This is a genomic window from Paracoccus seriniphilus, assembly GCF_028553745.1.
Classification (GTDB): domain Bacteria; phylum Pseudomonadota; class Alphaproteobacteria; order Rhodobacterales; family Rhodobacteraceae; genus Paracoccus; species Paracoccus seriniphilus.
In genome coordinates, this window is sequence record NZ_CP067129.1 from 1,598,410 (window position 1) to 1,623,802 (window position 25,393).

Sequence of the window (25,393 nt, forward strand, 5' to 3'; positions counted from 1 at the left end):
ATCGCACTTCAGGGGCAGAAAAGATCATTCGTGAGGCCGAAAATCATCAGGCTGAGCACCGCAGCCATGCCAATCGCCGTCAACAGGTTCAGCACGCGGTCGGATGGCGGACGACCACTGATGGCCTCGTAGACATAGAACATCAGGTGGCCGCCATCCAGAACCGGAACCGGCAACAGGTTCAGAAAACCGATGGCCGCCGAAAGAACCGCGATCCACCACAGAAAGCTGGCCCCGCCCGCACTGGCAGCCTGTCCCGTGCTTTCGGCGATGCTGATGGCACCGCCCAGATTGCAACTGCCGATCTGGCCCGAAATCATCGCCCACATTCCCGCCAGCGAAGACGTGATGATCCCCCAGGTCTGCAACGCCCCCAGCCAAAGGGATTCAGCCAGCCCGGCCCGGCGGGTTGCAGGCGCGAAATAGCCCTCGCCTCCGGTCACACCGATCAGCCAGCGTTTTTCATAGCCTCCCCCGGCCAGGGGCAGATCCTGTTGTTTCGGCACCAGCGTATAATCCGCGGTTCCCTGTTCCGGACGCCAGACCGTCAGCGCCAGCGGACGGCCAGCGGCGGCCTCGACACTGCTACGCATCTGGGAAAAGCGCGAGATCGGCTTGTCCTCGATGGCAAGAACCACATCACCCGCCTTCAGACCTGCATCTGCCGCCGCACTGCGGGGTGCAACGCCGGTGATGCGCGGCGGAATCGGATCCGGCCCCTGCACCGTGACCAACTCACCCGCGCGCCGGACCTGCCAGTCATATTCCGTGGCGATCGGCAGTTCTGACCCCACCCGTCCGATATCGCCCCAGCTTGAAATCGGTTGCTCGTTGATGGCGATGATTTCATCACCCGGTCGCAACTCGTTGACGACGCCCGGGGGGGCGGCAGCAATTTCTCCGACGCGGACTTCCTGGGTCGGCAATCCCTGGAACAGGGCAAAGCCCGCGAAGATCAGGATCGAAAGGATGAAATTGAACACCGGCCCTGCCAGCAGCGTGGCAAACCGCGCCCATAGCGGCGCCCCGGTCAGCGTCTGGCGCCGCAGGGCCGGATCGACCTGCTGGCCGGTTCCGGCGCTGGCGGCATTGGAATCCCCCAGAAAGCGCACATAGCCCCCCAGCGGGACTGCTGCGACCTGCCACAAGGTGCCCCTGCGGTCACGCCGCGCGAAAAGCCGCGGCCCGAAGCCGACCGAGAACACCTCGGCCCGAATTCCGGACAGCCGGCCAATGATGTAGTGACCATATTCATGGACAGTCACAATGACCGCCAAGGCCACGACAAAGCTGGCAAGGGTCCAGAGCGTGCCGCCAAATTGCGGGATCATATCTGTCATGCAGCGGCCTCTTGTCGTGCCAGGCGATCCCAATGCAGGACCGTCTCCAATGTCTCGGGTGCAGCAGTGAAACCGTCCCGGCCCGCCATGGCTTCCAGGGTTGCTTCAACCCGGGGCGCCATTTGAGTGAAACGGATCTTTCCTGCGATGAAATCGTCCAGGGCCTGCTCCTTGGCGGCATTGAACACCGCCCCGGACATGCCGCCCGCATGCATGACCTGCCGGGCAAGGCGAAGGGCCGGCCAGCGGGTTTCATCCGGTGCGCGAAATGTCAGGCTGCCAATGGCCGCCAGATCCAGCGGTGCTACCGGCAGCGCCGCGCGTTCAGGCCAGTTCAGCGCATAGCCAATGGCGTGGCGCATGTCAGGCGCGCCCAGATGGGCAATCGTGCCGCCATCGACATGGCTGACCATGGCATGAATGATCGATTCAGGATGAACCAGAACCTTGATGCGATCTGCTTCGACGCCGAAAAATTCCTTGGCTTCTATGACTTCCATGGCCTTGTTGAACATCGACGCGCTGTCGATCGTGATCCGCTGACCCATGGCCCAGTTCGGATGGGTCGAGGCCTCGGCAACCGTGGCCGAGGCCAGGCGTTCCAGCGGCCAGTCGCGAAAGGCCCCGCCCGAGGCGGTAATCGTCACATCCTTGACAGTTTCAAGGTTTTCATGTGCAAGCGCTTGAAAAATTGCAGAATGTTCAGAATCAACAGGCAGGATGGTCCCGCCGTGGGCTTTTGCGACATCCTGAATCAACGGTCCGGCACAGACCAGGGATTCCTTGTTTGCCAGCGCCAGAACGCCGCCCTGTTCCAACGCACGCAACCCGGGGGCCAGACCGGCCGAGCCGACAATCGCCGACAGCACCCAGTCAGCGGGCCGAGCCGCGGCCTCGATCAGGGCCTCGGTGCCTGCAGCGGCCTCTACGCCACTTCCTGCCAGAGCGTCGCGCAGGTCCGGCAACAGATGCTCATGCGCGGTCACGGCGATTTCGGCCTGCAATTCCCGCGCCATTCCGGACAGGCGTTCGATATTGCGACCTCCGGTCAGCGCAACGACATTGAAAGCCGCAGCCCCGCCCGCACGCCGGATCAGATCAAAGCCATTGCTTCCGACCGAACCGGTCGCACCAAGAATTGAGATACGTCGCATTGCTCAGTTCACCGCAGGTAGACTGGTCAAAAGCCCGATCAGCAGGATCGCCAGAACGGCACCGGTGACAGCATCGAAACGATCCATGAAGCCGCCATGGCCGGGAATCAGGTTGGAACTGTCCTTGACCCCGGCGCGCCGTTTCAGCCAGCTTTCGGCGATATCACCCATCTGCCCCGCGAAACAGACCAGAGGAGAGACCCAGACCAGGGATGCGTCGCCATGCCCGGACAACCACAGCAAGGCACCCAGGATTGCCGCGCCGATCCAGCCGGCAACGGTTCCCGACCAGGTCTTTTTCGGGCTGAGCGAGGGCCAGAATTTCGGACCGCCCAAGATGCGACCAAAGAAATAGCCCGCCGTATCCGAAACGATGACGATGCCCATCAGCCACAGCACGAAGCCCAGGCCATAATCTTCACGAAACAGCACGAGACCATAGGCAACAAGCAGGATGGCAATTCCGAAAATGCCATAGGTCAGACGGTCACGACGGGCCGCCCCTGGCAGGCCAAGGATGATCGGCAACAGCAATGCCACCCAAGCCAGCGGGTGATACAGGACCAGCGCCAGAAACTGGGAAACGCCGGCAATCGCGGCCAGGACCAGCGGCCGCCAGCTGCCGAATGGTCCGGCATGCAGTTGCGGATGGCGCCAGCCAGTCATATTGGCCAGTTCCCAGAAGGTGACCGCACAGATCACTGCCATGCCCAGACGCAACCAGATTCCAGTCGCGCTGGCCAGCAGAACCCCGATGCCCAACAAAACCACCGTCGAGGCGATGCGTCGCGACAGATCGCCCCATTTTCCCGAAGTCGAGGGCTGTGGTGTCATGGGATCCCTCTTGCTCATACGCCTCCGAAACGACGCTCGCGCAGACCGAACCTCTCGAGAATTTCGGCAAGATGATCGGGCGTGAAATCCGGCCAGAGCGTCTGGGTAAATTCATATTCGGCATAGGCCGCCTGCCATGGCAGGAAATTCGATGTCCGGGTTTCGCCGGATGTCCGGATCACCAGATCAGGATCAGGCTGACCCGCCGTGTCCAGACATGCGGCCAGATCCGCCTCGCTCGGCGTATCAACCTCACCGCTTGCAACCTTTTGCGCCAGACGACCGGCAGCGCGCGTCAACTCGTCCCGACCGCCGTAATTGATCGCGACGGTCAGGTTCAGGCGGGTGTTTCCCGCCGTCCGGGATTCGATTGACGCCATCAGCGCCTGAAGCTTTGGGTCCAGACGCTCGCGCCCACCGATAAATCGCATGCGCACGCCTTCGGCGGACATGCCCTCGGCCTCGCGCTCGATGTAGCGGCGAAAGATCTTCATCAGGCCAAGAACCTCTTCGGTCGATCTTTTCCAGTTCTCGGTGGAAAAGGCATAGACCGTCAGCCAGTTCACCCCCAGATCGGGGCAGGCACGGACAATCTGCTTGACCCGTTCCGCGCCCCGTCTGTGGCCGACAAGACGCGGCCAGCCGCGCTCGACCGCCCAACGGCCATTGCCGTCCATGATGATGGCCACGTGACGATTCGACGTGGCGCCCTCTGACGCAAGAGCCTGTGCAGTTTTCGCGGCCATTATTACCTCAGACCTGCATGATCTCGGCCTGCTTGGCCTCGAGCGCCTCATCAACAAGGCGGATCATCTTGTCGGTCAATTCCTGAACTGCGGTTTCCCAGAATTTCTGGTCGTCTTCGGGCATGCCATTGGCCTTGCCCTTCTTGACCTGGTCCATGCCGTCACGACGCACATTGCGCACGGCAACGCGGGCGCTTTCGGCATATTGGGCGGCGACCTTGGTCAGTTCCTTGCGCCGTTCCTCGTTCAACTCGGGGATCGGCAACATGATGATGGTGCCATTGGTCTGCGGATTGATGCCAAGTCCGCTTTCGCGAATGGCCTTCTCGACCTTGCCGACCATCGACTTGTCCCAGATGTTGATCGTCACCATCCGGGGTTCGGGCACATTGACCGTTCCCAGCTGGTTCACCGGGGTCATCTGGCCGTAGGCCTCTACCTGCACGGGTTCAACCATGGATGCCGACGCACGACCGGTCCGCAACGATGCGAATTCGTGGCGCAGGCTTTCCATGGCGCCCTTCATGCGACGTTCCAGATCGTCAATGTCGATTTCGATGTCCTCTGCCATATCGGACTGCCTCTGAATTGAATTTCGTTTGCTTGTAACCATAATGCGCAGCATTGGCAAAGGCTTTGCCCAAGTGTCAGGCAAAGGTCAGCCGTCCATCGAACAGATCGCACAAGCCCTGCCGGCGCTGGTATTCTAATCCCCTGCCTCGCCGTTCTGGCGCGGTCCGCCGACCTGCCCCGTCGGCAGTCCGGACAGGCGCTTCTCGATACTGTCCAGCCGTGCCAGAACCTCGTCGCGATAGACCCCGGTATTCTCGTTTTCTTCCTGATGATGGGCGTCCTGCATCGAGTTCACGATCAGACCCACCACGAGGTTCATGACTGCAAATGTCGTCACCAGAATGAAGGGCACAAAGAACAGCCACGCCTTGGGATGAACCTCCATGACCGGGCGGACGATTCCCATCGACCAGCTTTCCAGCGTCATGACCTGAAACAGGGAATAGGCCGATTTGCCCAATGTCCCGAACCAGTCGGGAAAGGTCGGGCCGAACATCTTCGTCGCGATCACGGCCGCAATGTAAAAGATGATTCCCATCAGCAGGAAAACGCTGGCCATGCCAGGCAGGGCATCCAGGAATCCCTCGACCACGCGACGCAGACGCGGCGTTACCGAAACGATTCGCAGCAGCCGCAGGATTCGCAACGCCCGAAGGACCGACAACGCCTGGGTCGCCGGCATCAGGGCGATTCCGACGATGACGAAATCAAAGACGTTCCAGCCATCGCGGAAAAACCGTGCTCCGCGAGCAAAGAGCTTTGCCGCAAGCTCGATCACGAAGATCGACAGGCACAGCGCGTCCAGAAACAGGATCAGCGGTCCGAAGTGGCTCATGACCTCATCCGAGGTCTCAAAACCCAGAATCACCGCGTTGAACATGATGACGGCGGTGATGACATGCTGAGCGACCTGACTGTGAACCATCAGGTCGATACGGGCGCGCAGAGAATTCATGTCAGCCTGTCAAACATGAACGCGGGTATAGGTGCCCCGTCCCTCGAGAATCGCGCGGAAGCCGCCCGGTTCATCCAGTGAGAACACCACGATCGGCAGCCGGTTGTCGCGCGCCAGTGCGATGGCCGAGGCGTCCATGACGCCCAGATGCTTTTGCAGCACTTCGTCATAGCTGACTTCGCCATAGCGTTTTGCATCGGGGAACTTGGCCGGGTCCTTGTCGTAAACACCATCGACCTTGGTGCCCTTGAAGATCGCCTCGCAGGTCATCTCGTTGGCGCGCAGGGTCGCTGCAGTGTCGGTGGTGAAATAGGGATTGCCGGTGCCGGCAGCAAAAATGACAATCCGCTTCTTCTCAAGATGGCGGATGGCGCGGCGGCGGATATAGGGTTCGCAGACCTCATCCATGCGGATCGCGCTGATCACCCGACAATGATGGCCCAGGGCTTCCAGCGCGGATTGCATCGCCAGCGCATTCATGACGGTGGCCAACATGCCCATATAGTCAGCCGTTGTCCGCTCCATTCCCTGCGCGCTGCCCTGCAGACCGCGGAAGATATTGCCGCCACCGATCACCATGCAGACCTCGACGCCCATCTTGGCAACGACATCCACCTCGTTGGCGATTCGCGATACGGTGGGCGGATGCAGGCCGAAACCCTGGTCCCCCATCAGCGCCTCGCCTGAAATCTTGAGCATCACCCGGTTGTACTGAGTGGGCGCGGAGCCCGTTTCTTCGGTCATGAGCTGTCCTTCCATGGGCCCGTCGCTTTCATCGCGGCGCAAAATGTCGCAAAAGACCCGGACAATCAACAGCCCGGAACGTCAGATGCGCCCTACCGATCTATCCCGGATCGATTCCACCCGCCACCTGTTGATCGCAGGTCCGACCGCCAGCGGAAAATCCTCGCTTGCGATGGCCGTGGCCCAGGCGCAGGGCGGGCTGATCGTCAATGCCGATGCCCTGCAGATCTGGTCCTGCTGGCGGGTGCTGACCGCGCGCCCCAGCCCCCAGGACGAGGCCGCCGCGCCACATCGGCTGTATGGGCATGTGCATCGCGGGGCCAGCTATTCGGTCGGCGACTGGCTGCGCGATGTCGAGCCCCTGCTGAACCAGCGCCTGATCATTGTGGGAGGAACGGGACTTTACCTGACCGCACTGACGCGCGGGCTGGCCTATGTTCCCCCCGTGCCACCGGAATTTCGGGCCGAGGGTGATACCTTGCTGGCGCAGGAAGACGGGTTGGCGCGAATGGTGGCGGATCTGGACGCACGCACGCGCGACCGCATCGACATTCGCAACCCCGCCCGCGTCCAGCGCGCCTGGGAGGTGCTGCGGGCCACCGGACGCGGCCTGTCGGAATGGCAGGATGACACGCCCCCGCCCCTGATCGCGCCGCAGCATTCTCAGAATCTGGTGCTGACGGCAGATCGCGACTGGCTGGCCGACCGGATCGCGCTTCGTTTCAACCAGATGATGGCCACCGGAGCTTTGGAAGAGGCGCGTCAGTTGCAGCCCCATTGGGATCCCGGCCAGCAATGGGCCCGCGCCATCGGTGCTCCCGAGTTGATGGCCTTTCTGGCGGGCGACATGGATCTGCAAACCGCGACCGAACGCGCCGTCATCGCCACCAGGCAATATGCGAAATCCCAGCGCATCTGGTTTCGGGGACGCATGCGCGACTGGACAAACTGGCCGGTCGGACCCGATCAATGACGGTTTGCACCTCGCTGTCCCATATCGCTTGAGAAGAATCAGAGAATAGGCGATAATCCGCTCATGACTTGTCTGGCCGGGATGGCGCTGAAATGGATGGCGAGAGAACAGATCTACCACCGGGATTTCCTTTTAAATCTGCGGGTCTGGGACGCATCAAGGCGCGCAGCGTGTCGGGACAGGAGGCTCGGCGGTTGGCGCGGGCCGGCATCTGTGACAGCAAGATTCCCTCGTTTCCGGCAAGAAAATCATCCGACAGCCTGACATTCACGCATCCAGAGCGACCGGTCCGGATGACGTCTCCGCAAGGGCGCGGGGGCGGACATGGCAGACACGGCAAGCCGCAGGGCGTCAGCCTTCTGCCTCTGGCGACCTTTGTCTGGGGGGCACCCGGACCCCGTCCGAAACCCAGAACCCGCACCGAGCATTGCCTGGTCTGGGTCACCAGGGGCCATCTTGGTCTCGACTTTCCGCGACGCGAACATCGCCTTGGTGTCGGAGACCTGAGATATATTCCGGCCGGCACGGCTTTCGCCAGCATTCCGATGCGCGATACCGAAGGCTATGTCGCTCTGATTCCGTCGGCCTTGATCCAGGATATGCGTGCGATCCTGCCAGCAGATGGCATTGCAGGCCATATCGGAGCGACATCGCCCGCACTGCTGGAATGCCTGCGGAAACTGGCCGCTTGCGAAGCAAGGGAAATTTTCGCACCGCTGGCCGGACTGGCGGAAATCCTTGAAGGCTTGAGCCCGTTGGATCGCCACGCGCCCAGCAGACCTCAACAGACAGCGGACCGCCCGCTGGCCGAGCGCTTTCTGACGCTGGCGCGCCATCAACCTCTGGGACAGGTATCGGTGGCCGATCTGGCCCGAAAGCTGGACAGCAACGTCGCCACGCTGGATCGCGCCTGCCTTGCCGCGCGCGGAATGCGCGCGGTCGAGATGCTGAACAAGCTGCGTCTGGAACTGGCGGTCGAGTTGCTGCGCCAGAGCAATCAAACGCCTGCCGGAATCGCGGCGCAGCTTGGCTATTCCAGCCTTGCCCATTTCACCCGCAGCTTCGTGGCGGCAACGGGCCGCACGCCGGACGCCTTTCGCGCTCAGCTTTGCTGAGACGCCCCGCCCATATCCGGACGGCCACGGAACCCTGTCGCAACTACGAATTTCTCGGATGAATCGCTACGGCTTGCCGGCGGCTTGACATTGGCCACCTTGGTGAATGCCTTTTTCAGCATGGCCTGCATATTGGCCTCGGCCCCGCCTGCCAGAACCTTGGCAATAAAGGTGCCGCCCGGTTCCAGCACGTCAAAGGCCAGTTCGGCCGCAGCCTCGACAAGGGCGACGATTCGCAAATGGTCGGTCGTCTTGTGCCCCGAGGATGAGGCGGCCATATCCGACATCACGACATCGGCGGGTCCACCCAGCCAGCCCTTGACCAGATCATCCGCGCCTTCCGAGAGGAAATCGAGCTGATGAATCTCGGCCCCTGAAATCGGGTCCACTTCCTGCAGGTCAACGCCGACCACGCGGCCGATCGGCTTGTCGCCCCTTTCGCCAAGCGCATTCACGCGCTGCACGGCGACCTGACACCAGCCCCCCGGCGCGCAGCCCAGGTCAACGATCCGGGCACCCGGCACCAGAAAACGGTATTTGTCGTCCAGTTCCAGTATCTTGTAGGCCGCGCGCCCGCGAAACCCTTCGCGTTTTGCACGCGTGACATAGGGGTCGTTCAACTGCCGCTCAAGCCAAAGCTTGCTGGACAATCTGCGTCCCTTGGCCGTCTTGACCCGCACGCGCAGGTCGCGCTGCCCACGCCCGCTGGATTTTCCAGCGCGACTGCTTGGTCCCTTGCTCATCATGCAACTCCGTTCATGCCATCCGGCGTCAGCACCCCATCGCGCACCATCTGGGCATAAAGCAACCCCTCACGCAGTCCGCGATCCGCCACGGACAGCCGATTTGTCGGCCAGACGCGCATCAATGTCTGCAAAATGGCGGCACCGGACATGATCAGCGCATGGCGTTCGCGGCCAATGCGCGGATCGCGGCGTCGCCCATCCGGGCCCAACTGCAGATAGGAATGTATGACCTTGTCGATCTGGTCACTGGTCATTTCCAGGCCGTCCACCTTGGTGCGATCATAGCGGCGCAGACCCAGATGGCTGGCCGCGACCGTCGTGACCGTGCCTGATGTCCCGATGATCTGGAAACCCTCATCGGGCGAGCCATCGGCATAGGGCGCGAAATCGGACAGAAGTTCCTCGAAATACCAGCTCATCAGCGCGAAACGGCCCTGATCTTCCTCGACATCCGCGAACTGGTCGCGCAGGGTCGCAACACCCAGGGGCACGCTGATCCAGTCGACCACACGCGCACCACCGGGCTGCGGGCTGCCGAAACCATCAGACAGCCGCATGATCGCACGGGAACGCTCCTTGGGTTCGACATCTTCAAGATCGATCCAGACCAGCTCGGTCGAACCGCCACCGATATCCACGACCATCAGCGTCTCGGTGGACTGGCTGACCAGTGGCGCGCAGGAGATGACTGCCAGGCGTGCCTCTTCCTCGGCCCCGATCACCTCGAAGGGCAGACCGGTCTCGCGCCGGATCGTGCGCAGGAAATCGCGACTGTTGCGGGCCCGCCGGCAGGCCTCGGTCGCGACCAGCCGCATGTTGCGCACCTGATGCTGATCCAGCTTGCGCCGACATACCTGCAATGCGTGAACGGTACGCGCCATCGAGCTGCGGGACAGGCGTCCCGAAGCTTCCAGCCCCTGCCCAAGCTGAACCGGCTTGGAGAAGCTGTCCACGACCGTAAACTGACTGCCGCGCGGTCGCGCAATCAGCATCCGGCACGAATTTGTGCCGAGATCGAGGGCAGCATAAAGCGCCCCCTCCTCGGAATGGCGGGTGACCGACGGCTCGACCGCATTTCTCGGGAACGCGTCCGCACCCGCAGGACGCTTGGGCGCCATAACACACGCCCTCCGATGGTAAGTTGAATGAAAGGTAGCCTGCCGACGATGCGCATACAAGAGGCCGCGCCCGCAAATGACCCGGAGGTCGCAAACGACCATCCACATGGTCGCAAGTGAACCATTCCGGAAATACTCCTGTGCGAACTTTGACGCATGACGGCAAGGACGTGGACAGATGGCGAGCGTGACACTGGTATACTGGCGCGACATCCCGGCGCAGGTGATGCAGGGAAAGGGCCGCGGCGCAACCCGTGTGTCCTTGTCTGAACGCTTTGAACAGGCGATCGACCGCGCGGCAATGAAGGCCGGGCTTTCCGGCACGGATGACTACCTGTCGCAATGGCGCCGCGAGAGTCTGGATGCCCCGGATGCCGCCAGCCTCGCCGCGCAGATCGAGACAGAATACGACAGCCAGAGGATTCGCGCATTGATCGACAATGCCGGTTTCCGGCCCGCAGATGAGGATGACTAGGATGGCCCTGATGCGCTTTCGCTCTCCGCCTGCCCAGAATGCCGCGATGGCAGAGTTCCTGCAGGATGCCTCGCTTGAGGTCATGCCGCGCACCCTGGACAAGATTCCCGATCTGCGGCCCCATCTGCCCGCCGGCGCGCTGGTCTTTGTTGCCCATATTGACGGCACTGCGGTCGAAGACATGCGCGCCGCCGTCTCGCGACTGGCTGCCGAGGGGTATCGCGTCGTGCCTCATCTGCCCGCGCGGCTGCTGCCAGATGAAGCCGCGCTGCGCGATTGGGTCAGCGGTTATCGTGACAGCGGCGCTTCGGGTCTGCTGTTGCTGGCTGGCGGACTGGCAGAGGCCAAGGGCCCCTATTCCGATTCGATGCAATTGCTGGACAGCGGTCACATTCGCGATTTCAGCCAGCTTTTCATTGCCGGCCACCCCGAGGGAAACCGCGACATCGACCCCGATGGCGGCGAGGCCGAGGTAATGCGTGCGCTGAAATGGAAAGCCGATTTCGCCGCGCGCAGCGATGCAGAATTCCAGATCGTCACCCAATTCGCCTTTGAAGCCGAGCCGGTCATCGCCTGGGGCAAGAGGCTGCGGCAGGCGGGAATTTCCATGCCGATCCGGATTGGTGTCGCGGGTCCGGCGAAACTGCAGACCATGCTGAAATTCGCGATCATGTGCGGGGTTGGCCCGTCGTTGCGCGTGTTGCAGCGCCGTGCCCGTGATGTCACGAAACTGCTGACCCCCTATGAACCGACCGAATTCGTGTCGGCGCTGGCGCAGGCCCGACAGAATGATCCCGATTTCCCCATTTCCGCCGCCCATCTCTTTCCCCTTGGCGGAATATCGGCCTCGACAGACTGGCTGAACAAGGCCCGAACAGAATGAAAGGTGATACATGACCCGAACCGTTCTTCAATCGGCGACCAAGACCGCGACAATTGGTTTTGACGAGCCATTCTGCGTCATCGGGGAACGGATCAATCCGACCGGCCGCAAGAAACTGGCCGCAGAACTGGAGGCGGGCGATTTTTCCACCGTCGAACGCGATGCCGTCCTGCAGGTTGCCTGTGGTGCCATGGTCCTGGATGTGAATGCCGGGGTGGTCTACAACTCGAACCCCGATCCCAACATCACCGAACCGCCGCTGATGCGCAGGGTGATCGAACTGGTCCAGGGACTGGTGGATGTGCCGCTTTGCATCGACAGTTCGGTTCCCGCCGCGCTTGAGGCCGGGCTGGAGACAGCGCAGGGGCGCCCGCTGGTCAACAGCGTCACGGGCGAGGAAGATCGACTGGAAACGGTCCTGCCGCTGATCAAGAAATACGATGTTCCGGTTGTCGCGATCAGCAATGACGACACGGGCATCAGCGAAGACCCCGATGTCCGCTTTGCCGTCGCGCGCAAGATCGTCCAGCGCGCCGCCGATTTCGGCATCCCGGCCCATGATATCGTTGTGGATCCGCTGGTCATGCCGGTCGGCGCCATGGCCACGGCCGGACGGCAGGTGTTCTCCCTTGTCCGCCGTCTGCGCGAGGAACTGGGCGTGAATACCACCTGCGGGGCCAGCAATATCAGCTTTGGCCTGCCCCATCGCCACGGGGTCAATGCCGCCTTCCTGCCCATGGCCATCGGAGCGGGCATGACCAGCGCCATCATGAACCCCGTACGCATGGTCGAGATGGAGGCCATCCGCGCTGCCAATCTGCTGATGGACCATGACCCCAATGGCGGCGAATGGATCCGCTTTGCGCGCGTGATCGAGGCGGTCGAACAGGGCGCCAGCTTTGCCGAGGCCAGCAAGGATGCCTCGTCCACTGCGGGCAGTGGACGTCGTGGCGGGCGCAGATCGCGTTCGGCTAAAGGCTGATGATACGGTCGGCCAGCCGCATTTCGGCTGGCCGATGCGCCGCGATCAGGATTGCGCAATCGGGCAACCAGTCGCGCAATCCACGCAGAACCCTTTCGGCAGTTGCTGCATCCAGCCCCTCGGTCGGCTCATCCAGCAACAGGATGTCGGGCCGCTGGATCAACACCCGCGCAAGCGCCAGTCGCCGATATTCGCCACCTGACAGGCCGGAACCGCCCTCTCCCAATTGGTAATCCAGCGCGACCGGCAGCGCGCAAACCGCCAGAACAGCGTCTTTGTCGTGATCATCGCTGTCCGGCGCGGCAAAATGCAGCGCGTCCCGCAGGCTGCCGGCCATCAAGGCGGGCCGTTGGGGCAGATAGCCCAGTCTTCCGTCCCGGCAGATTTGACCGCCATCGAGGGGCAGCAAACCGGAAATCGCGTTCAGAAGCGTCGTCTTGCCCGATCCGCTGGGGCCAGTCAGGGCGACGGTCTCTCCCGGCGCGACGGAGAGGGTGAATTGGTGGATGACAGGCGCAGCACCGGGCATCGGTCTGACGGAGACATACTTCAACTGCAACCCGCCGCCTGCGACCCGCAACGAGGGCTGGGCGGGCACCTGCTCAGGCTGGGGCTGCAGGGCCGGCACGATTCTTCGCGCGGCGCTGCGCATGCGGCCCAGTTCCGCAATACCACGCTGCATGGCTCCGCCCAGCTCGGTCAGGGCCAGCGCGGCAAAGATCGCCAGCGCGGCCTGCGCGGCACCGATCTGCGCCTCGACAGCCATTCTGCCCGCAATCAGGATCGTTCCCGCCAATGTCAATGCGGCCACGCCCTGCAACAACGCCGCGACCCGCCATTCCACCCGCGATTGCGTCATGGCGGTGTCGCGAGCCTGCTGATCCAGTTGCAAAAGTGCCTGTCGGCTTTCCGACAGATGACCCATCGTCGCAAGGAGAACCCGTCCGCGCAGATGGTCGATCACTCCGGCGCGCAAGTCCTGATGCAGATCTTCAGCCAATGCGGCAACCGGGGCCGCGGAACGCCCGCCCCAGGTGAATGCAATCGCGGTTCCTGCGACATAGCTGCCGATCGCCCAGATCGCGACAACCGGCGCGACCAGCATCCACAGAGCCGCAAAGCTGGCCAGCGCGGCAAGAAGCCCGGCCAGCACCGGGAAGACCAGCCTGATCGCCACGCCGTCCAGCGCATCGACATCCGCTGTCAGCCGGTTCAGCGCCTTGCCACCACGCAGACGGACAAGCGTGGCATATCCGGCCTGTGACAGGCCCGACAGCAATGTCACGCGCAGGCTGGCAAGGACCTTGAGCGTGGCATCATGGGACAAGAGCCGCTCGCCATAGCGCCCTGCGGTGCGGGCCATGGCCAGAAAGCGGATCCCGGCCGAGGGCCGAAACACATCGAACACCGCTCCGGTGCCTGCCAGACCGGCGATACCTGCGGCAACGATGAACCAGCCCGACAGCGCCAGCAGCGCCAGTCCAGCCAGCATCACGGCCACCGTCAGTGTCAACGCCCGCGACATCTCGGCCCGTCTTGCGCGCCAGATCAGTCGCAATATCTGCCAAAGCTCTGTCATGGCGTCACATCCACCCGTCTGTCCATTGCCTCGATCAGGCGCGGGTCATGGGTCGCCACGATCACGCTGGCCCCGCGCGCATGCATCGCCAGCAGACCGGCGATGATCGCCCGGGCCGTGTGATCGTCAAGATCGGCGGTCGGCTCATCGGCCAGCACATGGGGGCGGTTCCACAGCGCGGCACGGGCGATGGTCAGCCGCCTTGCCTCGCCACCCGAAACTCCACCGCCCTGCTCTCCCAGAATCGTATCCAGCCCCTGCGGCAGTCGCGCGGGGATATGTTCGGCCTGCGCGATTCTCAGCGCCTCGGCCAGGCTGGAATCATCGAAATCGGCACCCAATGTCAGGTTCCAGCGCAGTGAGGCATCAAGGAAATGCACATGTTGAGGGATCAGCGCCAGTGACTCGCGCCAACCATCCGCCGCGTCCTCGTCAATGGTCCTGTCGCCGATGCGCAGCGCCCCCGAGGCCGGCAATATTCCCGCCAGCGTCAACAGCAACGTGGTCTTGCCACTGCCTGTCGGACCCGTGATCGCCACGCTTTCACCCGCCGCGATATCCAGATCCGGATAGGCCCGGCCCCGCTGGATCAGGTTGCGCAGGTGAATATCCCCCGTGATCGGCGTGGCACGACCACCCTGCCCCGGCATGGTTGGCAGTTGCCGATCTTCGTCGCCGATCAACTCTGCCGCCACCGATTGCGCCGCCACCCTGTCATGCCAGGCCGCCGCCAGATCGCGCAGAGGCTGGAAAAAGGCCGGGGCCAGCAAGAGCAGCCAGATCCCTTCCGCCGGTTGCAGAGCCTGCCCCCAACTGCCGAAATCCAGCTGTCCCAGCAGAGTAAAACCGATATAGACAGCCATCATCGCCACGCCCAGGGCCGCAAACAGCTCCAGCACGGCACTGGACAGAAAGGCGATGCGCAGCACCTGCATGGTCTTGACGCGCAGGCGGTCCGCCCTTGTCGAGAAATCCTCCAGCATGGCATCCTGCGCCCCCAGCAACCGGATATCAATCAGCGCGGCCAGACGGTCCACCAACAGGGAATTGAGGTTGGAAATCTCGTCCATCTGCCGGGCCGAGGCATCCTTGGCCGCCATGCCGATCAGGGCCATGAACACGGGGATGAGCGGCCCGCTGATCATCAGGATCAGCCCCGCCGCCCATGAGACCGGAAATGTGACGGCCATGATCAACAGCGGAACCACCATGACCCGCGCCCTCGCCGCCTGCCAGCGCAGCAGATAGGCGCGCATCATGGCCAACTTGTCCACCAGCAGCGCCGCTGTTTCGGCTGAAGAGGGCAGATCGGCACCGGGTGCGCGCTTTTCCGCCCGCATCAGCAGTTCTGCACGGCCCTGTGCGATGATCGCATCCGCTGCCATCTCGCTTTGTCGCGCGGCGATCATGCCCAGAACTGCACGCAACAGCCCAAGCCCCAGCACAGCGCCCGCCGTCAGGAACAGGTCGGGCGTCCTTCCCGCCGTCATCGCCCCCAGCGATGCGGCCAGAATTCCCGCCTGCGGCAGCCACAGCATTTCAGCCAGAACCACCATCAGCGCGCCGAACTGCATCTGCCGCTTTTGCGGCGCAGTCAATTCGCGCAGTTTTCCTGCAACCCGAGAGGATGAAATGCTCATGCTGCGGTCTTCACGTCCTGGCCCCACGACGTCAATGCGCCGCGAGGTCGCGGCTGCGGTCCCTGCGCAAAGGCGAAATCCCTAACAAGGTCTGGCCATTCGGTCATTTTCCTTTCATGCCATCATGTTTCCGGTTGTCGGCAAAGCCATCTCAAGCAGGCCGCGCCGTTTTCCATGATGCCCGGAAAGCTGGCTGCCCCGGCCGGTCGCGAACAGCCCTGATCCCGCCTCACACTCTCCTGGCCCTCATCGGGTTCGGCTTGACGCAAGCGCTGTCGCGCGGCAATCAGACCCTATGATAGATATTCGCCCCGTCGCGCACCCGATCGGAAAAATCGTTTCAGCCCTGGGTGCCGGGATGGCTTTGCCCATGATTGTCGATATGTGGCATGGCGATCCGCATTGGATCGTCTTTCTGGAATGTGGCGCACTGACCATGGTTCTGGGGGTTCTGACCACGATTGCCACACGGGGAAAACATGATTCCCTGACCATCCAGCAGGCCTTCATGATCACATCGGGCCTATGGGCCGTGCTGCCGATTTTCGGGGCCTTGCCCTTCATGTTGGGTGCCCCCCATGCCAGCCTGTCCGATGCCTATTTCGAGGCGATGTCGGGCGTGACGACCACCGGCACCACCGCCTTTCCCCGACTGGACGGCCTGCCCAAGGGCACCCATCTGTGGCGGGCCATCCTGCAATGGTCGGGTGGATTGGGGATTGTCGTCGTGGCGATGGTCTTTCTGCCGGTGATGAAGGTCGGCGGCATGCAGTTCTTTCGTTCCGAGGGCTTTGACACGCTTGGCAAGGTCCTGCCGCGCGCCGGTGAAATCGCCTCGGAGATGACGCGCATCTACGTGATGCTGACGGCGGCCTGCATCCTGACCTATATCATGCTGGGCATGACGGGTTTTGACGCGGTCATCCATGCGCTGGCCACCTGCTCGACCGGCGGATTCTCGAATTATGACGCCAGTTTCGGGGCCTATCTGGGCGGCCCGGAATGGGCGGCCTCGATCTTCATGGTGCTGGCCTCGATCCCCTTCATCCGCATGGTGCAGGCAATGCGCGGAAATTTCACGCCGCTGTATCAGGACCGACAGGTCCGCGCCTATCTGCGCTGGATATTCTACGCCTGCGCGGTCATCGTCATCTACCGGCTGATCTACATGGAACAGGACGCTCATCCCATCGAGCTGGTGCGCGAGACCGTCTTCAACACGATCTCGACCTTCTCGGGAACGGGCTTTGCTTCGACCGACATGATGGCCTGGGGGCATCTGCCCTTTGCGATCCTGATCATTGTCGGGCTGATCGGTGGCTGCACCGGTTCGACCGGCTGCTCGGTCAAGGTATTTCGCTATCTGGTGCTGTTTCAGGCGGTGCGCGCGCAGGTGCGGCGGATGCATTCGCCCCATCGGGTCTATCCCCTGCGCTACGAGGGCCGCCCGCTGGATCGCGATGTTGTCAATTCGGTCATGGCCTTCTTCACGCTGTTCATGCTGACTTTCGGCCTGTTGATCGTCGCGCTGTCGCTCTCTGGCCTGCACCCCAAGACCGCGCTTACGGCTGCCTGGACGGCCATCGCCAATGTCGGCCCGGCATGGGGCCCCGAGATCACCGCCAATGGCTCGGTCGCGGAATTTCCGCCGCTGTCCAAATGGCTGATGATCCTGGGGATGTATCTTGGCCGGCTGGAACTGGTGTCGGTTCTGGTCCTGCTGATGCCGCGATTCTGGCGTCCTTGATCAGGGGGTCAGCGCCGTGGCCGGGTCCGCGATACGGGCTTCGTTCGCGCCCGGCGCATGACGCGTCAGGCTGTCGGTGATTTCCGCCGCGATTCGGGCCTGATTCTGCGCATCCGAACCGGGCCAGATCAGCACGAAACCCTCGGCACGCCCGTCACGCACCCAGCCTTCGGCATGGCTGATGTGATCATCATTGGCACCACGCAGCAGGATGTGGCCGCGCTCGACCATTCGTTCGGGCCGGGGCACCCACCCCAGCGCCGTCACCAGCCCCGCCAGATCCTGCAGTTCCTGCTGACCGCCCGGCTGGCTGAACAGGATCAGTGCCGCCCCCGAACCGTTTCTGGGCTTGTAGATCGACAGCGCCCGTTCGGCGCGATCAAAGCTCAGTTTCTCCATCGGGGCGGACAAGCTAAGGCCGGTTGCCTCGTCGCGCAACGTGCTCAGCCCCATCTCGACGCGCCAGGCATCCCGCTGACGCATCAGCTCGGCGATCGTCGCACCCGCATCGGGCGAGACCCGCAGATCCGACACGGCGGTCGCAATGGCCTTTCGCGTCATCGGGCCGGTCTTGCCGTCGATGTCGCCATCATATCGGCCTGCCCATTTCAGGACGCGCTGAACCTGATCCAGCGGCGGCAAGGCGACCGCCTCGCCAAGACCGAGCTGCGGATCCTGTCCTTCAATCAGGATATCGCCCATTTCGACGGCTTCCGAGGCAAAGGCATCCCCGGGCACATCACCGCTGGCATTGAAGGCCCTCAGCCAGCCTTGCGCCGCCTCGGGCGTCATCGGGCCAAGGGCAACGGAATACCAGCCATTTCCCAGCGCCCACAGCCCGGCGGCCGGGAAAGTCTTGCGCCATTCTTCCAGCGCATCGCGGGCCTCGGCCTCGGATTGAAGCGATTGCAGACGAATATAGCTGCCGGTTGGCAGTTCGACCGGCGTAGCCGTGTCTTTGGCTGCGGGCGCCAGTTCACCTTCGGACAGCGCTTCCCGGGCATCGGCCGCAAATGGGGTCAGGATGACATCATCACCGGGAATGGCAACAAAACTGTCCTGTGGAATCTGCTGCGCGGATTTCATGTCCTGCAACCGCTTTTCAGCCTCTTCGGGCGAGAATGGTCCCAATCCGATGGCAGTCCAGCCGCGCGGCAGGTCAAAGGTCACCACATCGTCAAAACGCTCATCCCAGTTCGCTGCCGCCTGCGCTGCCGCAGCCTCGCTCCGCTTGGCTTCGATCCGGATGACCGCGTCCTGTGCAAATCCAGTCGCCGGCAATCCTGCCGCCATCATGATCCAAGCCAAACGCCGCATTCCGCTCTCCATTTTCGGGGCAAAGTGCCCCCCTCGTCTTTCGGGCCTTTATTGACCCTGTCGTACGCCGCGCCTAGAAGGCGCCAACGCTTTGCCTGATCTATGCAAAAGGATGGCCCGATGACCAGCCCCAACCGACCCCGCAGCTTTCAGGAAATCATCCTGCGCCTGCAGAACTACTGGGCGGCACAGGGATGCGCTGTGCTGCAACCCTATGATATGGAGGTCGGTGCCGGGACATTCCACCCCGCAACGACGCTGCGTTCCTTGGGTGCGCGCCCCTGGGCGGCGGCCTATGTGCAGCCCTCACGCCGCCCCACCGATGGCCGCTACGGGGAAAATCCGAACCGGCTTCAGCATTACTATCAATACCAGGCAATCATCAAACCAAGCCCGCCAGACCTGCAGGAACTGTATCTGGGCAGCCTGCGCGCCATTGGTCTGGACCCGATGATCCATGATGTCCGCTTTGTCGAGGATGACTGGGAAAGCCCGACCCTGGGGGCCTGGGGTCTGGGATGGGAAGTCTGGTGTGACGGCATGGAGGTCAGCCAGTTCACCTATTTCCAACAGGTCGGCGGTCATGACTGTCGCCCCGTATCGGGCGAGTTGACCTATGGTCTGGAACGTCTGGCCATGTATGTGCTGGGCGTGGAACATGTCATGGACATGCCCTTCAACGACCCCGATGCGCCCATCCCGCTGACCTATGGCGATGTGTTCCGCCAGACCGAGCAGGAATATTCGCGCTGGAACTTTGATCAGGCCGATACCGAGATGCTGTTCCGCCATTTCGAGGATGCCGAGGCCGAATGCGCCCGCATCCTTGCCGCCGCTGAAACCGACAGCGCGGGACGCCGCATCCCCATGGCCCATCCCGCCTATGACCAGTGCATCAAGGCAAGCCATATCTTCAACCTGCTGGACGCGCGCGGTGTGATCAGCGTCACCGAACGTCAGGCCTATATCGGTCGCGTGCGGGCATTGGCCAAAAGCTGCGCCGATCTGTTCCTGACCACCGAGGCGGCAGGGGTGACGGCGTGAACGGCAAGATCGTCGGCCTTGCCCTGATCGGCTCCATGGCTGCGGCGGGCGTGGGGATGTGGTATGCTCAGGAATACGGTTTCTACGACCGGATCGATCCCGACAGCCCGGCCGCACAGGTGCTGGTCCAGACGACCAGCGGTCCCGTGCCCCTGAACGCAAGCTCATTCGAAGGTATCGACGCCAACAGCTCTCCGCTGCGCTGGCGGGCCTGCCTGCGCCTTGACGGCCCCTTGCCCGGCGATGTGATCCCCTTTGACGATCCCCAGCCCCTGAACGGACCGGGCTGGTTCGATTGCTATGACGCCGCCAGCATTGGCAGCGATCTGGAAAGCGGTGCCGCCATCGCAATCCTCAGCCAGTCCGAAATCCGCCCGGATGTGGACCGCATTCTGGCGGTCTATCCCGATGGCCGGATCTATGGCTGGCACCAATTCAATGACAAGACCCCGGAACGCGGAGTGATGGACTGATGCCCGACTTGCTGATCGAACTCTTTTCCGAGGAAATCCCCGCCCGGATGCAGGCGCGCGCGCGCAAAGATCTGCTGCGTCTGGTGACCGATGCATTGGTCGAGGCAGGGCTGACCTATGCCAGCGCCGGGACCTTCTCGACCCCGCGCCGCCTGACGTTGACCGTCGAGGGGCTGACCGACCACAGCCCCACCACGCGCGAAGAGCGCAAGGGCCCCCGCGTCGATGCCCCCGAAAAGGCGCTGGAAGGCTTTCTGCGCTCGACCGGGCTGACCCGCGATCAACTTGAGGTCCGCGACGACAAGAAGGGCCAGGTCTGGTTCGCCACCATCGAGAACCCTGGTCGCCCCGCCGCCGATATCGTGGCCGAAGCGCTGGAACATGCGATCCGCAATTTCCCCTGGCCGAAATCCATGCGCTGGGGCGCGGGCAATCTGCGCTGGGTCCGCCCGCTGCATTCGATCCTTTGCATCCTGTCCGATGATTCAGGCGCGCAGGTCGTACCGCTGACCGTGGACGGCATTGCCGCCGGCAACAGCACCCGCGGCCACCGTTTCATGGCCCCCGACAGCTTCACCGTGACCAGCTTTGACGATTATGCCGCCAAGCTGCGCCGGGCCTGCGTGATGATCGACCCGGCCGAACGCGAAGCCGCCATCCGCCAGCAGGCCGAGAATCTCGCCTTTGCGCGAGGCTGGGAAATCATGCCCGACGAAGGGCTGATGGCCGAGGTTGCCGGCCTCGTCGAATGGCCCGTGCCGCTGATGGGCGTGATCGAGGACCGCTTCCTCGACCTGCCCCCCGAGGTGTTGCAGACCTCGATGAAAGAGCATCAGAAGTTCTTCTCGGCCCGCAACCCCGGAACCGGCCGGATCGAGGGCTTTGTCACCGTCGCCAATATCGAGACCCCCGATGATGGCGCGGCAATCCTGTCCGGCAACCAGCGCGTTCTGGCCGCGCGCCTGTCTGATGCGGCCTTCTTCTATGAAAACGACCTGCGCGAGGCCAAGGCAGGCATGGAAATCTGGGCCGAGGGCCTGAAATCCGTGACCTTCCACAACAAGCTGGGCAGTCAGGCCGATCGCATTTCCCGCATTGCCGCGCTGGCGCGCGAGATCGCCCCGCTGGTCGGTGCCGATCCCGAGCAGGCCGAACTGGCCGCGAAACTGGCCAAGCTGGACCTGCGCAGCGCCATGGTTGGCGAGTTCCCGGAACTGCAGGGCATCATGGGGCGCTACTATGCCCTGGCCGCAGGCCATCCCGAAGCCGTCGCCGATGCCGCCCGCGACCACTATTCGCCGCTGGGACCGTCCGACGATGTGCCGACTGCGCCTGTTTCGGTCGCCGTCGCATTGGCTGACAAGATCGACACGCTGACCGGGTTCTGGGCGATTGACGAGAAACCGACCGGCTCCAAAGACCCCTTCGCGCTGCGCCGCGCCGCATTGGGGGTTATTCGGCTGGTGTTGCAAAATGAAGCGCGCCTCGATCTTGTGACCCTCACCTCTAGCGCAACGATCAAGCATTACTTCCAGGAATTGCGCCGTTTCATGGAGGAGGATGCAGAAGAAGCCGAGTCAGCAGCCAATTGGTTGGGCGTCGACGCAGCGGACCTGCGCTCGATGAAAGATGAGATCCGCCACGCCCTCACGACCGAGGAAGAACGCGAAACGAAATCGCAGGAACTTGTTGCCAAACTGAGCGCAAGGAAAGCGACGAAAGCATCCAACCCTCAAACCCTCCTCTCCTTCCTTCACGACCGCCTCAAGGTCTATCTTCGCGATCAGGGCATCCGCCACGACATCATCGACGCCGTTCTTGCCCAACCGGGCAATGACGACCTCGTCCTTGTCGTCAACCGCGCGACCGCGCTGAACGACATGCTGGCCACCGATGACGGTCAGAACCTGACCCAAGGCATCAAACGCGCCAGCAACATCCTGACGCAGGCCGAGGAAAAGGACGGCGTCGAATACAGCTTTGGCGCCGATGTGAAATTTGCCGAAACCGACGAAGAGCGCGCCCTCTTCGCCGCGCTGGACACCGCCGAACCCGCCATCAAGCAGGCCATGACGACCGAGGATTTCCCCGCCGCCATGACGGCCATCGCTGCCCTGCGCGGCCCGGTCGACGCCTTCTTCGAGGCAGTTCAGGTCAATACCGACAACCAGATTGTCCGGCGCAATCGCCTGAACCTGCTCAGCCGTATCCGCGAGGCAGGCCGCCAGATCGCCGATTTCACGCGGATCGAGGGCTGAAAACAGGCGGCAGGGCATCATCATTGCTGCCCTGCCGCCAATGCCATCCAAATTCAGGCCGGGGACAACAACCGTCAGTTCGGCCACCCTTTGCCTCTGATCTGAACATGCGCATGCGGCGCAGGGCATCGGACGCGCAGCACTGTCATTGCGAAACGCTTGACAGGGCCCTGGCAGATGCCGGCTTTTTTCATCTGAAGAAGTGACTGATCACCGCCCGCTGTGACCAGTCCGTGCGATGGCCGAGAGCACGTCGCGAAACCTATGGGCTGCTTGCCATCAAACAATCACCGTCACGATAACCGGTCCCGTCCACGGGGTCAGGCGCCGGGTAATGAACGGATTCATGGTGGGGCCCCCTTCCGAAAGTACGGGTGCAGACCTTCATCGCCAAGCTGATGTCCGAGGCGCCAAGCCCCATCCGGGAGCGCCGAGAAACTGGACCCGCAGCCATACGATTGGGCCGTTGCCAAGATATCCGGGTGATGAAAGCGGTTGCGGGATGTTATGTTATACGATAACAAAAGAATCAGATTTCGACCCAGAGGGATTTCGCATGAGAACAAGGCATCCAGATTCAGATTTAAGTTGTTGATGTTCCTGAAAACGCGGTTCCACGACGACGACATGCAAGATCCGGGATGAGTTCGAAAACCTGGATATCGGACTGGACCCATTGGCCATGCCCCGACGATGGCGCGATGCATCGCTTTACTCGCGCCAGCCCCTCACCGGACTTCAACGACCAATTTTACACTCGCTGACGGGGCGCAGGCAGAAACAGCCTGCCCCGCCTCGCGGCATCTTCCCGTTCCCGCCATGGAGACCGCTGCATGACCGACTCCCGCCTTCCCGTGACCGTCCTTTCCGGCTTTCTTGGTGCCGGCAAGACGACGCTTCTGAACCGCGTGCTGAACAACCGTGATGGCCGACGCGTCGCGGTGATCGTCAACGACATGTCCGAGGTCAATATCGACGCCGATCTCGTGCGCGCCGATACCGAACTTTCCCGCACCGACGAGACTTTGGTCGAGATGTCGAATGGCTGCATCTGCTGTACACTTCGCGACGACCTGCTGATTGAGGTGCGCCGCCTCGCCTCCGAAGGGCGCTTTGATTATCTTCTGATCGAATCGACCGGCATCTCGGAACCGCTTCCCGTTGCCGCGACCTTCGACTTTCGGGACGAGATGGGCGAGAGCCTCTCGGATGTCGCGCGACTGGACACGATGGTGACGGTTGTCGATGCCGCGAACCTGCTGCGCGACTATTCCAGCCACGACTTTCTTCGCGACCGGGGGGAGACTCTGGGTGAAGAGGACGACCGCACCCTGGTCAACCTGCTGGTCGAGCAGATCGAGTTCGCGGATGTGGTCATTCTGAACAAGGTCGCGGATGCAGGCCCTGAACAGACCGATGCGGCGCGCAAGATCATCCGCAGCCTGAACGCCGACGCGCAGATCATCGAGACAAACCATTCGGAAGTGCCCGCGGAGAAGATCCTTGATACCGGGCTCTTCGATTTCGACAAGGCGCATGAACATCCGATGTGGGCAAAAGAGCTTTACGGCTTTGCCGACCATGTGCCCGAAACCGAGGAATACGGTGTCGCATCCCATGTTTACCGCGCCCGGCGGCCCTTTGCACCGGAAAAGGTTCTTGCCGTCCTCAACGGTGAACTGCCCGGCGTGATCCGCGCCAAGGGACATTTCTGGATCGCGACGCGGCCTGATTGGGTCGCGGAATTCTCGCTGGCCGGAGCGCTGTCGTCGATCAAGCCGCTCGGCACCTGGTGGGCATCGGTGCCGAAGGACCGGTGGCCGGATCACGAGAGTGGTCGGGCCTATCTGGCTGAGCATTGGGTCGAGCCATGGGGAGATCGTCGTCAGGAAATCGTCTTCATCGGAGCGGGGATCGACTGGCCCCGGCTGAAGTCCCGACTGGATGGCTGCCTGGTCCCCGAACATCTGGCACAGGGCCCGGATGCACTTCCCGATCTGCCTGATCCCTTCCCGTCCTGGCAGCGCGTGGCGGCGGCATGACGACGGTCCTGCCTTCGATTGCCGCAGCAGTGAACAGCAGCAGCGATCCGCAGGTGCTCCTGACGATTGGAACGCCGGGCGTATCGCTTGCCTTGTGGAACCGCTCGTTGAATGAAGACCTTGCAAGCCCGCTCGACCTGCTGCCGGCGGACCGTCTGCCGCGGCTTCGCCGCCGCCTTGGTCCCGCCAGCGTCGCCGGGGCAGTCCATGAGGCCTGCGAGGCGACGGGAGCGGGTGCATGCGCCGCGCTTCTGGCCGCTGATGTCGAGGCACTTGCAGCACATGCCATGCGGGTCTTTACCTCGCCATTGCTGGAAATTCGCCTTGACGTTACCGAAGGCCAGCCCTGTCCGAAATGGCATGTCGATGCCGTGCCCGGACGGCTGCTCTGCACCCTGCGCGGCCCCGGCACCGAATATGGTGCCGTCGGGCCTGATGTCGCGCCACGGTCCATTCACCGGATGGCACGCGGTGCTGTCGGTCTGTTCCGTGGCAAGCTCTGGCCGGGGCAAGGGCGCGCCGCCATCCTTCACCGTTCGCCGCCGCGCGACGCAGGCAGCCCGCGGCTGCTCGTCGTGATCGATCCCGCTGGCGAGGCCGAGATCAGCTGATGAGACGTCCATCCAACCTTGGAGCGACCAGGCTCAGGAGACGA

23 protein-coding genes are annotated in these 25,393 nt (G+C 62.7%); 11 read left to right on the forward strand and 12 right to left on the reverse strand.

Going from position 1 to position 25,393, the window contains the following annotated elements; genetic code table 11:
* Positions 1-8: 8 nt before the first annotated feature.
* The 7 genes from rseP to pyrH all read right to left on the reverse strand — a co-directional run bounded on the left by rseP (position 9) and on the right by pyrH (position 6,346).
* On the reverse strand, positions 9-1,340 hold the full coding sequence (gene rseP / locus JHW44_RS07820; protein WP_089343494.1) for an RIP metalloprotease RseP: 1,332 nt from the start codon (positions 1,338-1,340) through the stop codon (positions 9-11).
* Positions 1,337-2,494 (reverse strand): 1-deoxy-D-xylulose-5-phosphate reductoisomerase, encoded by a 1,158-nt coding sequence (gene dxr, locus JHW44_RS07825; protein WP_089343493.1) that lies wholly within the window; start codon positions 2,492-2,494, stop codon positions 1,337-1,339. The genes rseP and dxr overlap by 4 nt, the downstream gene beginning before the upstream one ends.
* 3 nt (positions 2,495-2,497) lie before the next feature.
* Positions 2,498-3,328 (reverse strand): phosphatidate cytidylyltransferase, encoded by an 831-nt coding sequence (locus JHW44_RS07830; protein WP_089343492.1) that lies wholly within the window; start codon positions 3,326-3,328, stop codon positions 2,498-2,500.
* 14 nt (positions 3,329-3,342) lie between these two features.
* On the reverse strand, positions 3,343-4,074 hold the full coding sequence (gene uppS / locus JHW44_RS07835) for a polyprenyl diphosphate synthase (protein WP_089343491.1): 732 nt from the start codon (positions 4,072-4,074) through the stop codon (positions 3,343-3,345).
* Between the two features lie 7 nt (positions 4,075-4,081).
* Positions 4,082-4,645: a ribosome recycling factor gene (frr, locus tag JHW44_RS07840; protein ID WP_089343490.1), complete on the reverse strand. Its 564-nt coding sequence runs from the start codon at positions 4,643-4,645 to the stop codon at positions 4,082-4,084.
* Between the two features lie 135 nt (positions 4,646-4,780).
* The gene (locus JHW44_RS07845; protein ID WP_089343489.1) at positions 4,781-5,602 is read right to left on the reverse strand and encodes an ion transporter; all 822 of its coding nucleotides are present in this window, start codon (positions 5,600-5,602) and stop codon (positions 4,781-4,783) included.
* A gap of 9 nt (positions 5,603-5,611) precedes the next feature.
* On the reverse strand, positions 5,612-6,346 hold the full coding sequence (gene pyrH, locus JHW44_RS07850) for a UMP kinase (RefSeq protein WP_089343488.1): 735 nt from the start codon (positions 6,344-6,346) through the stop codon (positions 5,612-5,614).
* Between the two features lie 85 nt (positions 6,347-6,431).
* On the opposite strand from pyrH, the gene miaA reads away from it, so the two are divergent.
* On the forward strand, positions 6,432-7,319 hold the full coding sequence (gene miaA, locus JHW44_RS07855; protein ID WP_089343626.1) for a tRNA (adenosine(37)-N6)-dimethylallyltransferase MiaA: 888 nt from the start codon (positions 6,432-6,434) through the stop codon (positions 7,317-7,319).
* A 293-nt stretch (positions 7,320-7,612) separates the two neighbouring features.
* On the forward strand, positions 7,613-8,434 hold the full coding sequence (locus JHW44_RS07860) for a helix-turn-helix domain-containing protein (RefSeq protein WP_179217653.1): 822 nt from the start codon (positions 7,613-7,615) through the stop codon (positions 8,432-8,434).
* Here the strand turns inward: JHW44_RS07860 and JHW44_RS07865 are convergent.
* Together JHW44_RS07865 and JHW44_RS07870 are read right to left on the reverse strand one after the other, a co-directional pair.
* Positions 8,422-9,177, reverse strand: coding sequence for an RlmE family RNA methyltransferase (locus tag JHW44_RS07865; RefSeq protein WP_089343487.1), 756 nt, complete (start codon positions 9,175-9,177; stop codon positions 8,422-8,424). The two genes, JHW44_RS07860 and JHW44_RS07865, sit on opposite strands and share 13 nt — an antisense overlap.
* Entirely contained in the window at positions 9,177-10,298 is a 1,122-nt protein-coding gene (locus tag JHW44_RS07870) for a Ppx/GppA phosphatase family protein (RefSeq protein ID WP_089343486.1), read from the reverse strand. The genes JHW44_RS07865 and JHW44_RS07870 overlap by 1 nt, the downstream gene beginning before the upstream one ends.
* Before the next feature lie 178 nt (positions 10,299-10,476).
* Between JHW44_RS07870 and JHW44_RS07875 the strand changes: the two genes are divergently transcribed.
* Genes JHW44_RS07875 through JHW44_RS07885 form a run of 3 tightly spaced genes read left to right on the forward strand, consistent with a single transcriptional unit; the run spans position 10,477 to position 12,638 of the window.
* Positions 10,477-10,773: a virulence factor gene (locus JHW44_RS07875; RefSeq protein ID WP_089343485.1), complete on the forward strand. Its 297-nt coding sequence runs from the start codon at positions 10,477-10,479 to the stop codon at positions 10,771-10,773.
* Position 10,774: 1 nt separating this feature from the next.
* The gene (locus tag JHW44_RS07880; RefSeq protein WP_089343484.1) at positions 10,775-11,656 is read left to right on the forward strand and encodes a 5,10-methylenetetrahydrofolate reductase; all 882 of its coding nucleotides are present in this window, start codon (positions 10,775-10,777) and stop codon (positions 11,654-11,656) included.
* A 10-nt stretch (positions 11,657-11,666) separates the two neighbouring features.
* On the forward strand, positions 11,667-12,638 hold the full coding sequence (locus tag JHW44_RS07885) for a methyltetrahydrofolate cobalamin methyltransferase (RefSeq protein WP_089343483.1): 972 nt from the start codon (positions 11,667-11,669) through the stop codon (positions 12,636-12,638).
* On the opposite strand, the gene JHW44_RS07890 is transcribed toward JHW44_RS07885, so the two are convergent.
* Positions 12,628-14,217 carry an amino acid ABC transporter ATP-binding/permease protein gene (locus JHW44_RS07890; RefSeq protein ID WP_089343482.1) on the reverse strand — a complete coding sequence of 530 codons (1,590 nt, stop codon included), beginning with the start codon at positions 14,215-14,217 and terminating at the stop codon, positions 12,628-12,630. The two genes, JHW44_RS07885 and JHW44_RS07890, sit on opposite strands and share 11 nt — an antisense overlap.
* Positions 14,214-15,857, reverse strand: coding sequence for an ABC transporter ATP-binding protein/permease (locus JHW44_RS07895; RefSeq protein WP_089343481.1), 1,644 nt, complete (start codon positions 15,855-15,857; stop codon positions 14,214-14,216). Before JHW44_RS07895 ends, JHW44_RS07890 begins: the two co-directional genes overlap by 4 nt.
* Positions 15,858-16,152: 295 nt before the next feature.
* On the opposite strand from JHW44_RS07895, the gene JHW44_RS07900 reads away from it, so the two are divergent.
* Positions 16,153-17,604: a TrkH family potassium uptake protein gene (locus JHW44_RS07900; protein ID WP_089343480.1), complete on the forward strand. Its 1,452-nt coding sequence runs from the start codon at positions 16,153-16,155 to the stop codon at positions 17,602-17,604.
* On the opposite strand, the gene JHW44_RS07905 is transcribed toward JHW44_RS07900, so the two are convergent.
* Positions 17,605-18,921 (reverse strand): hypothetical protein, encoded by a 1,317-nt coding sequence (locus JHW44_RS07905; protein ID WP_089343479.1) that lies wholly within the window; start codon positions 18,919-18,921, stop codon positions 17,605-17,607.
* Between the two features lie 120 nt (positions 18,922-19,041).
* Between JHW44_RS07905 and JHW44_RS07910 the strand changes: the two genes are divergently transcribed.
* The 5 genes from JHW44_RS07910 (at position 19,042) to JHW44_RS07930 (ending at position 25,349) form a co-directional block, all read left to right on the forward strand.
* The gene (locus JHW44_RS07910) at positions 19,042-19,965 is read left to right on the forward strand and encodes a glycine--tRNA ligase subunit alpha (RefSeq protein WP_089343478.1); all 924 of its coding nucleotides are present in this window, start codon (positions 19,042-19,044) and stop codon (positions 19,963-19,965) included.
* Positions 19,962-20,438, forward strand: coding sequence for a DUF6446 family protein (locus tag JHW44_RS07915; RefSeq protein WP_089343477.1), 477 nt, complete (start codon positions 19,962-19,964; stop codon positions 20,436-20,438). The genes JHW44_RS07910 and JHW44_RS07915 overlap by 4 nt, the downstream gene beginning before the upstream one ends.
* On the forward strand, positions 20,438-22,696 hold the full coding sequence (glyS, locus tag JHW44_RS07920; protein ID WP_089343476.1) for a glycine--tRNA ligase subunit beta: 2,259 nt from the start codon (positions 20,438-20,440) through the stop codon (positions 22,694-22,696). The genes JHW44_RS07915 and glyS overlap by 1 nt, the downstream gene beginning before the upstream one ends.
* A gap of 833 nt (positions 22,697-23,529) precedes the next feature.
* A complete protein-coding gene (locus tag JHW44_RS07925) occupies positions 23,530-24,738 on the forward strand; it encodes a GTP-binding protein (protein WP_089343475.1) in 1,209 nt (402 codons plus the stop codon).
* Positions 24,735-25,349: a DUF1826 domain-containing protein gene (locus JHW44_RS07930; RefSeq protein WP_089343474.1), complete on the forward strand. Its 615-nt coding sequence runs from the start codon at positions 24,735-24,737 to the stop codon at positions 25,347-25,349. The genes JHW44_RS07925 and JHW44_RS07930 overlap by 4 nt, the downstream gene beginning before the upstream one ends.
* Positions 25,350-25,393: the final 44 nt, after the last annotated feature.

Excerpts from the sequence above, each read along its gene's own strand:
- rseP (WP_089343494.1), bottom strand. The coding sequence starts at position 1,340 with ATGACAGATATGATCCCGCAATTTGGCGGCACGCTCTGGACCCTTGCC.
- dxr (WP_089343493.1), bottom strand. The coding sequence starts at position 2,494 with ATGCGACGTATCTCAATTCTTGGTGCGACCGGTTCGGTCGGAAGCAAT.
- JHW44_RS07830 (WP_089343492.1), bottom strand. The coding sequence starts at position 3,328 with ATGACACCACAGCCCTCGACTTCGGGAAAATGGGGCGATCTGTCGCGA.
- uppS (WP_089343491.1), bottom strand. The coding sequence starts at position 4,074 with ATGGCCGCGAAAACTGCACAGGCTCTTGCGTCAGAGGGCGCCACGTCG.
- frr (WP_089343490.1), bottom strand. The coding sequence starts at position 4,645 with ATGGCAGAGGACATCGAAATCGACATTGACGATCTGGAACGTCGCATG.
- JHW44_RS07845 (WP_089343489.1), bottom strand. The coding sequence starts at position 5,602 with ATGAATTCTCTGCGCGCCCGTATCGACCTGATGGTTCACAGTCAGGTC.
- pyrH (WP_089343488.1), bottom strand. The coding sequence starts at position 6,346 with ATGACCGAAGAAACGGGCTCCGCGCCCACTCAGTACAACCGGGTGATG.
- miaA (WP_089343626.1), top strand. The coding sequence starts at position 6,432 with ATGCGCCCTACCGATCTATCCCGGATCGATTCCACCCGCCACCTGTTG.
- JHW44_RS07860 (WP_179217653.1), top strand. The coding sequence starts at position 7,613 with ATGACGTCTCCGCAAGGGCGCGGGGGCGGACATGGCAGACACGGCAAG.
- JHW44_RS07865 (WP_089343487.1), bottom strand. The coding sequence starts at position 9,177 with ATGAGCAAGGGACCAAGCAGTCGCGCTGGAAAATCCAGCGGGCGTGGG.
- JHW44_RS07870 (WP_089343486.1), bottom strand. The coding sequence starts at position 10,298 with ATGGCGCCCAAGCGTCCTGCGGGTGCGGACGCGTTCCCGAGAAATGCG.
- JHW44_RS07875 (WP_089343485.1), top strand. The coding sequence starts at position 10,477 with ATGGCGAGCGTGACACTGGTATACTGGCGCGACATCCCGGCGCAGGTG.
- JHW44_RS07880 (WP_089343484.1), top strand. The coding sequence starts at position 10,775 with ATGGCCCTGATGCGCTTTCGCTCTCCGCCTGCCCAGAATGCCGCGATG.
- JHW44_RS07885 (WP_089343483.1), top strand. The coding sequence starts at position 11,667 with ATGACCCGAACCGTTCTTCAATCGGCGACCAAGACCGCGACAATTGGT.
- JHW44_RS07890 (WP_089343482.1), bottom strand. The coding sequence starts at position 14,217 with ATGACAGAGCTTTGGCAGATATTGCGACTGATCTGGCGCGCAAGACGG.
- JHW44_RS07895 (WP_089343481.1), bottom strand. The coding sequence starts at position 15,857 with ATGAGCATTTCATCCTCTCGGGTTGCAGGAAAACTGCGCGAATTGACT.
- JHW44_RS07900 (WP_089343480.1), top strand. The coding sequence starts at position 16,153 with ATGATAGATATTCGCCCCGTCGCGCACCCGATCGGAAAAATCGTTTCA.
- JHW44_RS07905 (WP_089343479.1), bottom strand. The coding sequence starts at position 18,921 with ATGCGGCGTTTGGCTTGGATCATGATGGCGGCAGGATTGCCGGCGACT.
- JHW44_RS07910 (WP_089343478.1), top strand. The coding sequence starts at position 19,042 with ATGACCAGCCCCAACCGACCCCGCAGCTTTCAGGAAATCATCCTGCGC.
- glyS (WP_089343476.1), top strand. The coding sequence starts at position 20,438 with ATGCCCGACTTGCTGATCGAACTCTTTTCCGAGGAAATCCCCGCCCGG.
- JHW44_RS07925 (WP_089343475.1), top strand. The coding sequence starts at position 23,530 with ATGACCGACTCCCGCCTTCCCGTGACCGTCCTTTCCGGCTTTCTTGGT.
- JHW44_RS07930 (WP_089343474.1), top strand. The coding sequence starts at position 24,735 with ATGACGACGGTCCTGCCTTCGATTGCCGCAGCAGTGAACAGCAGCAGC.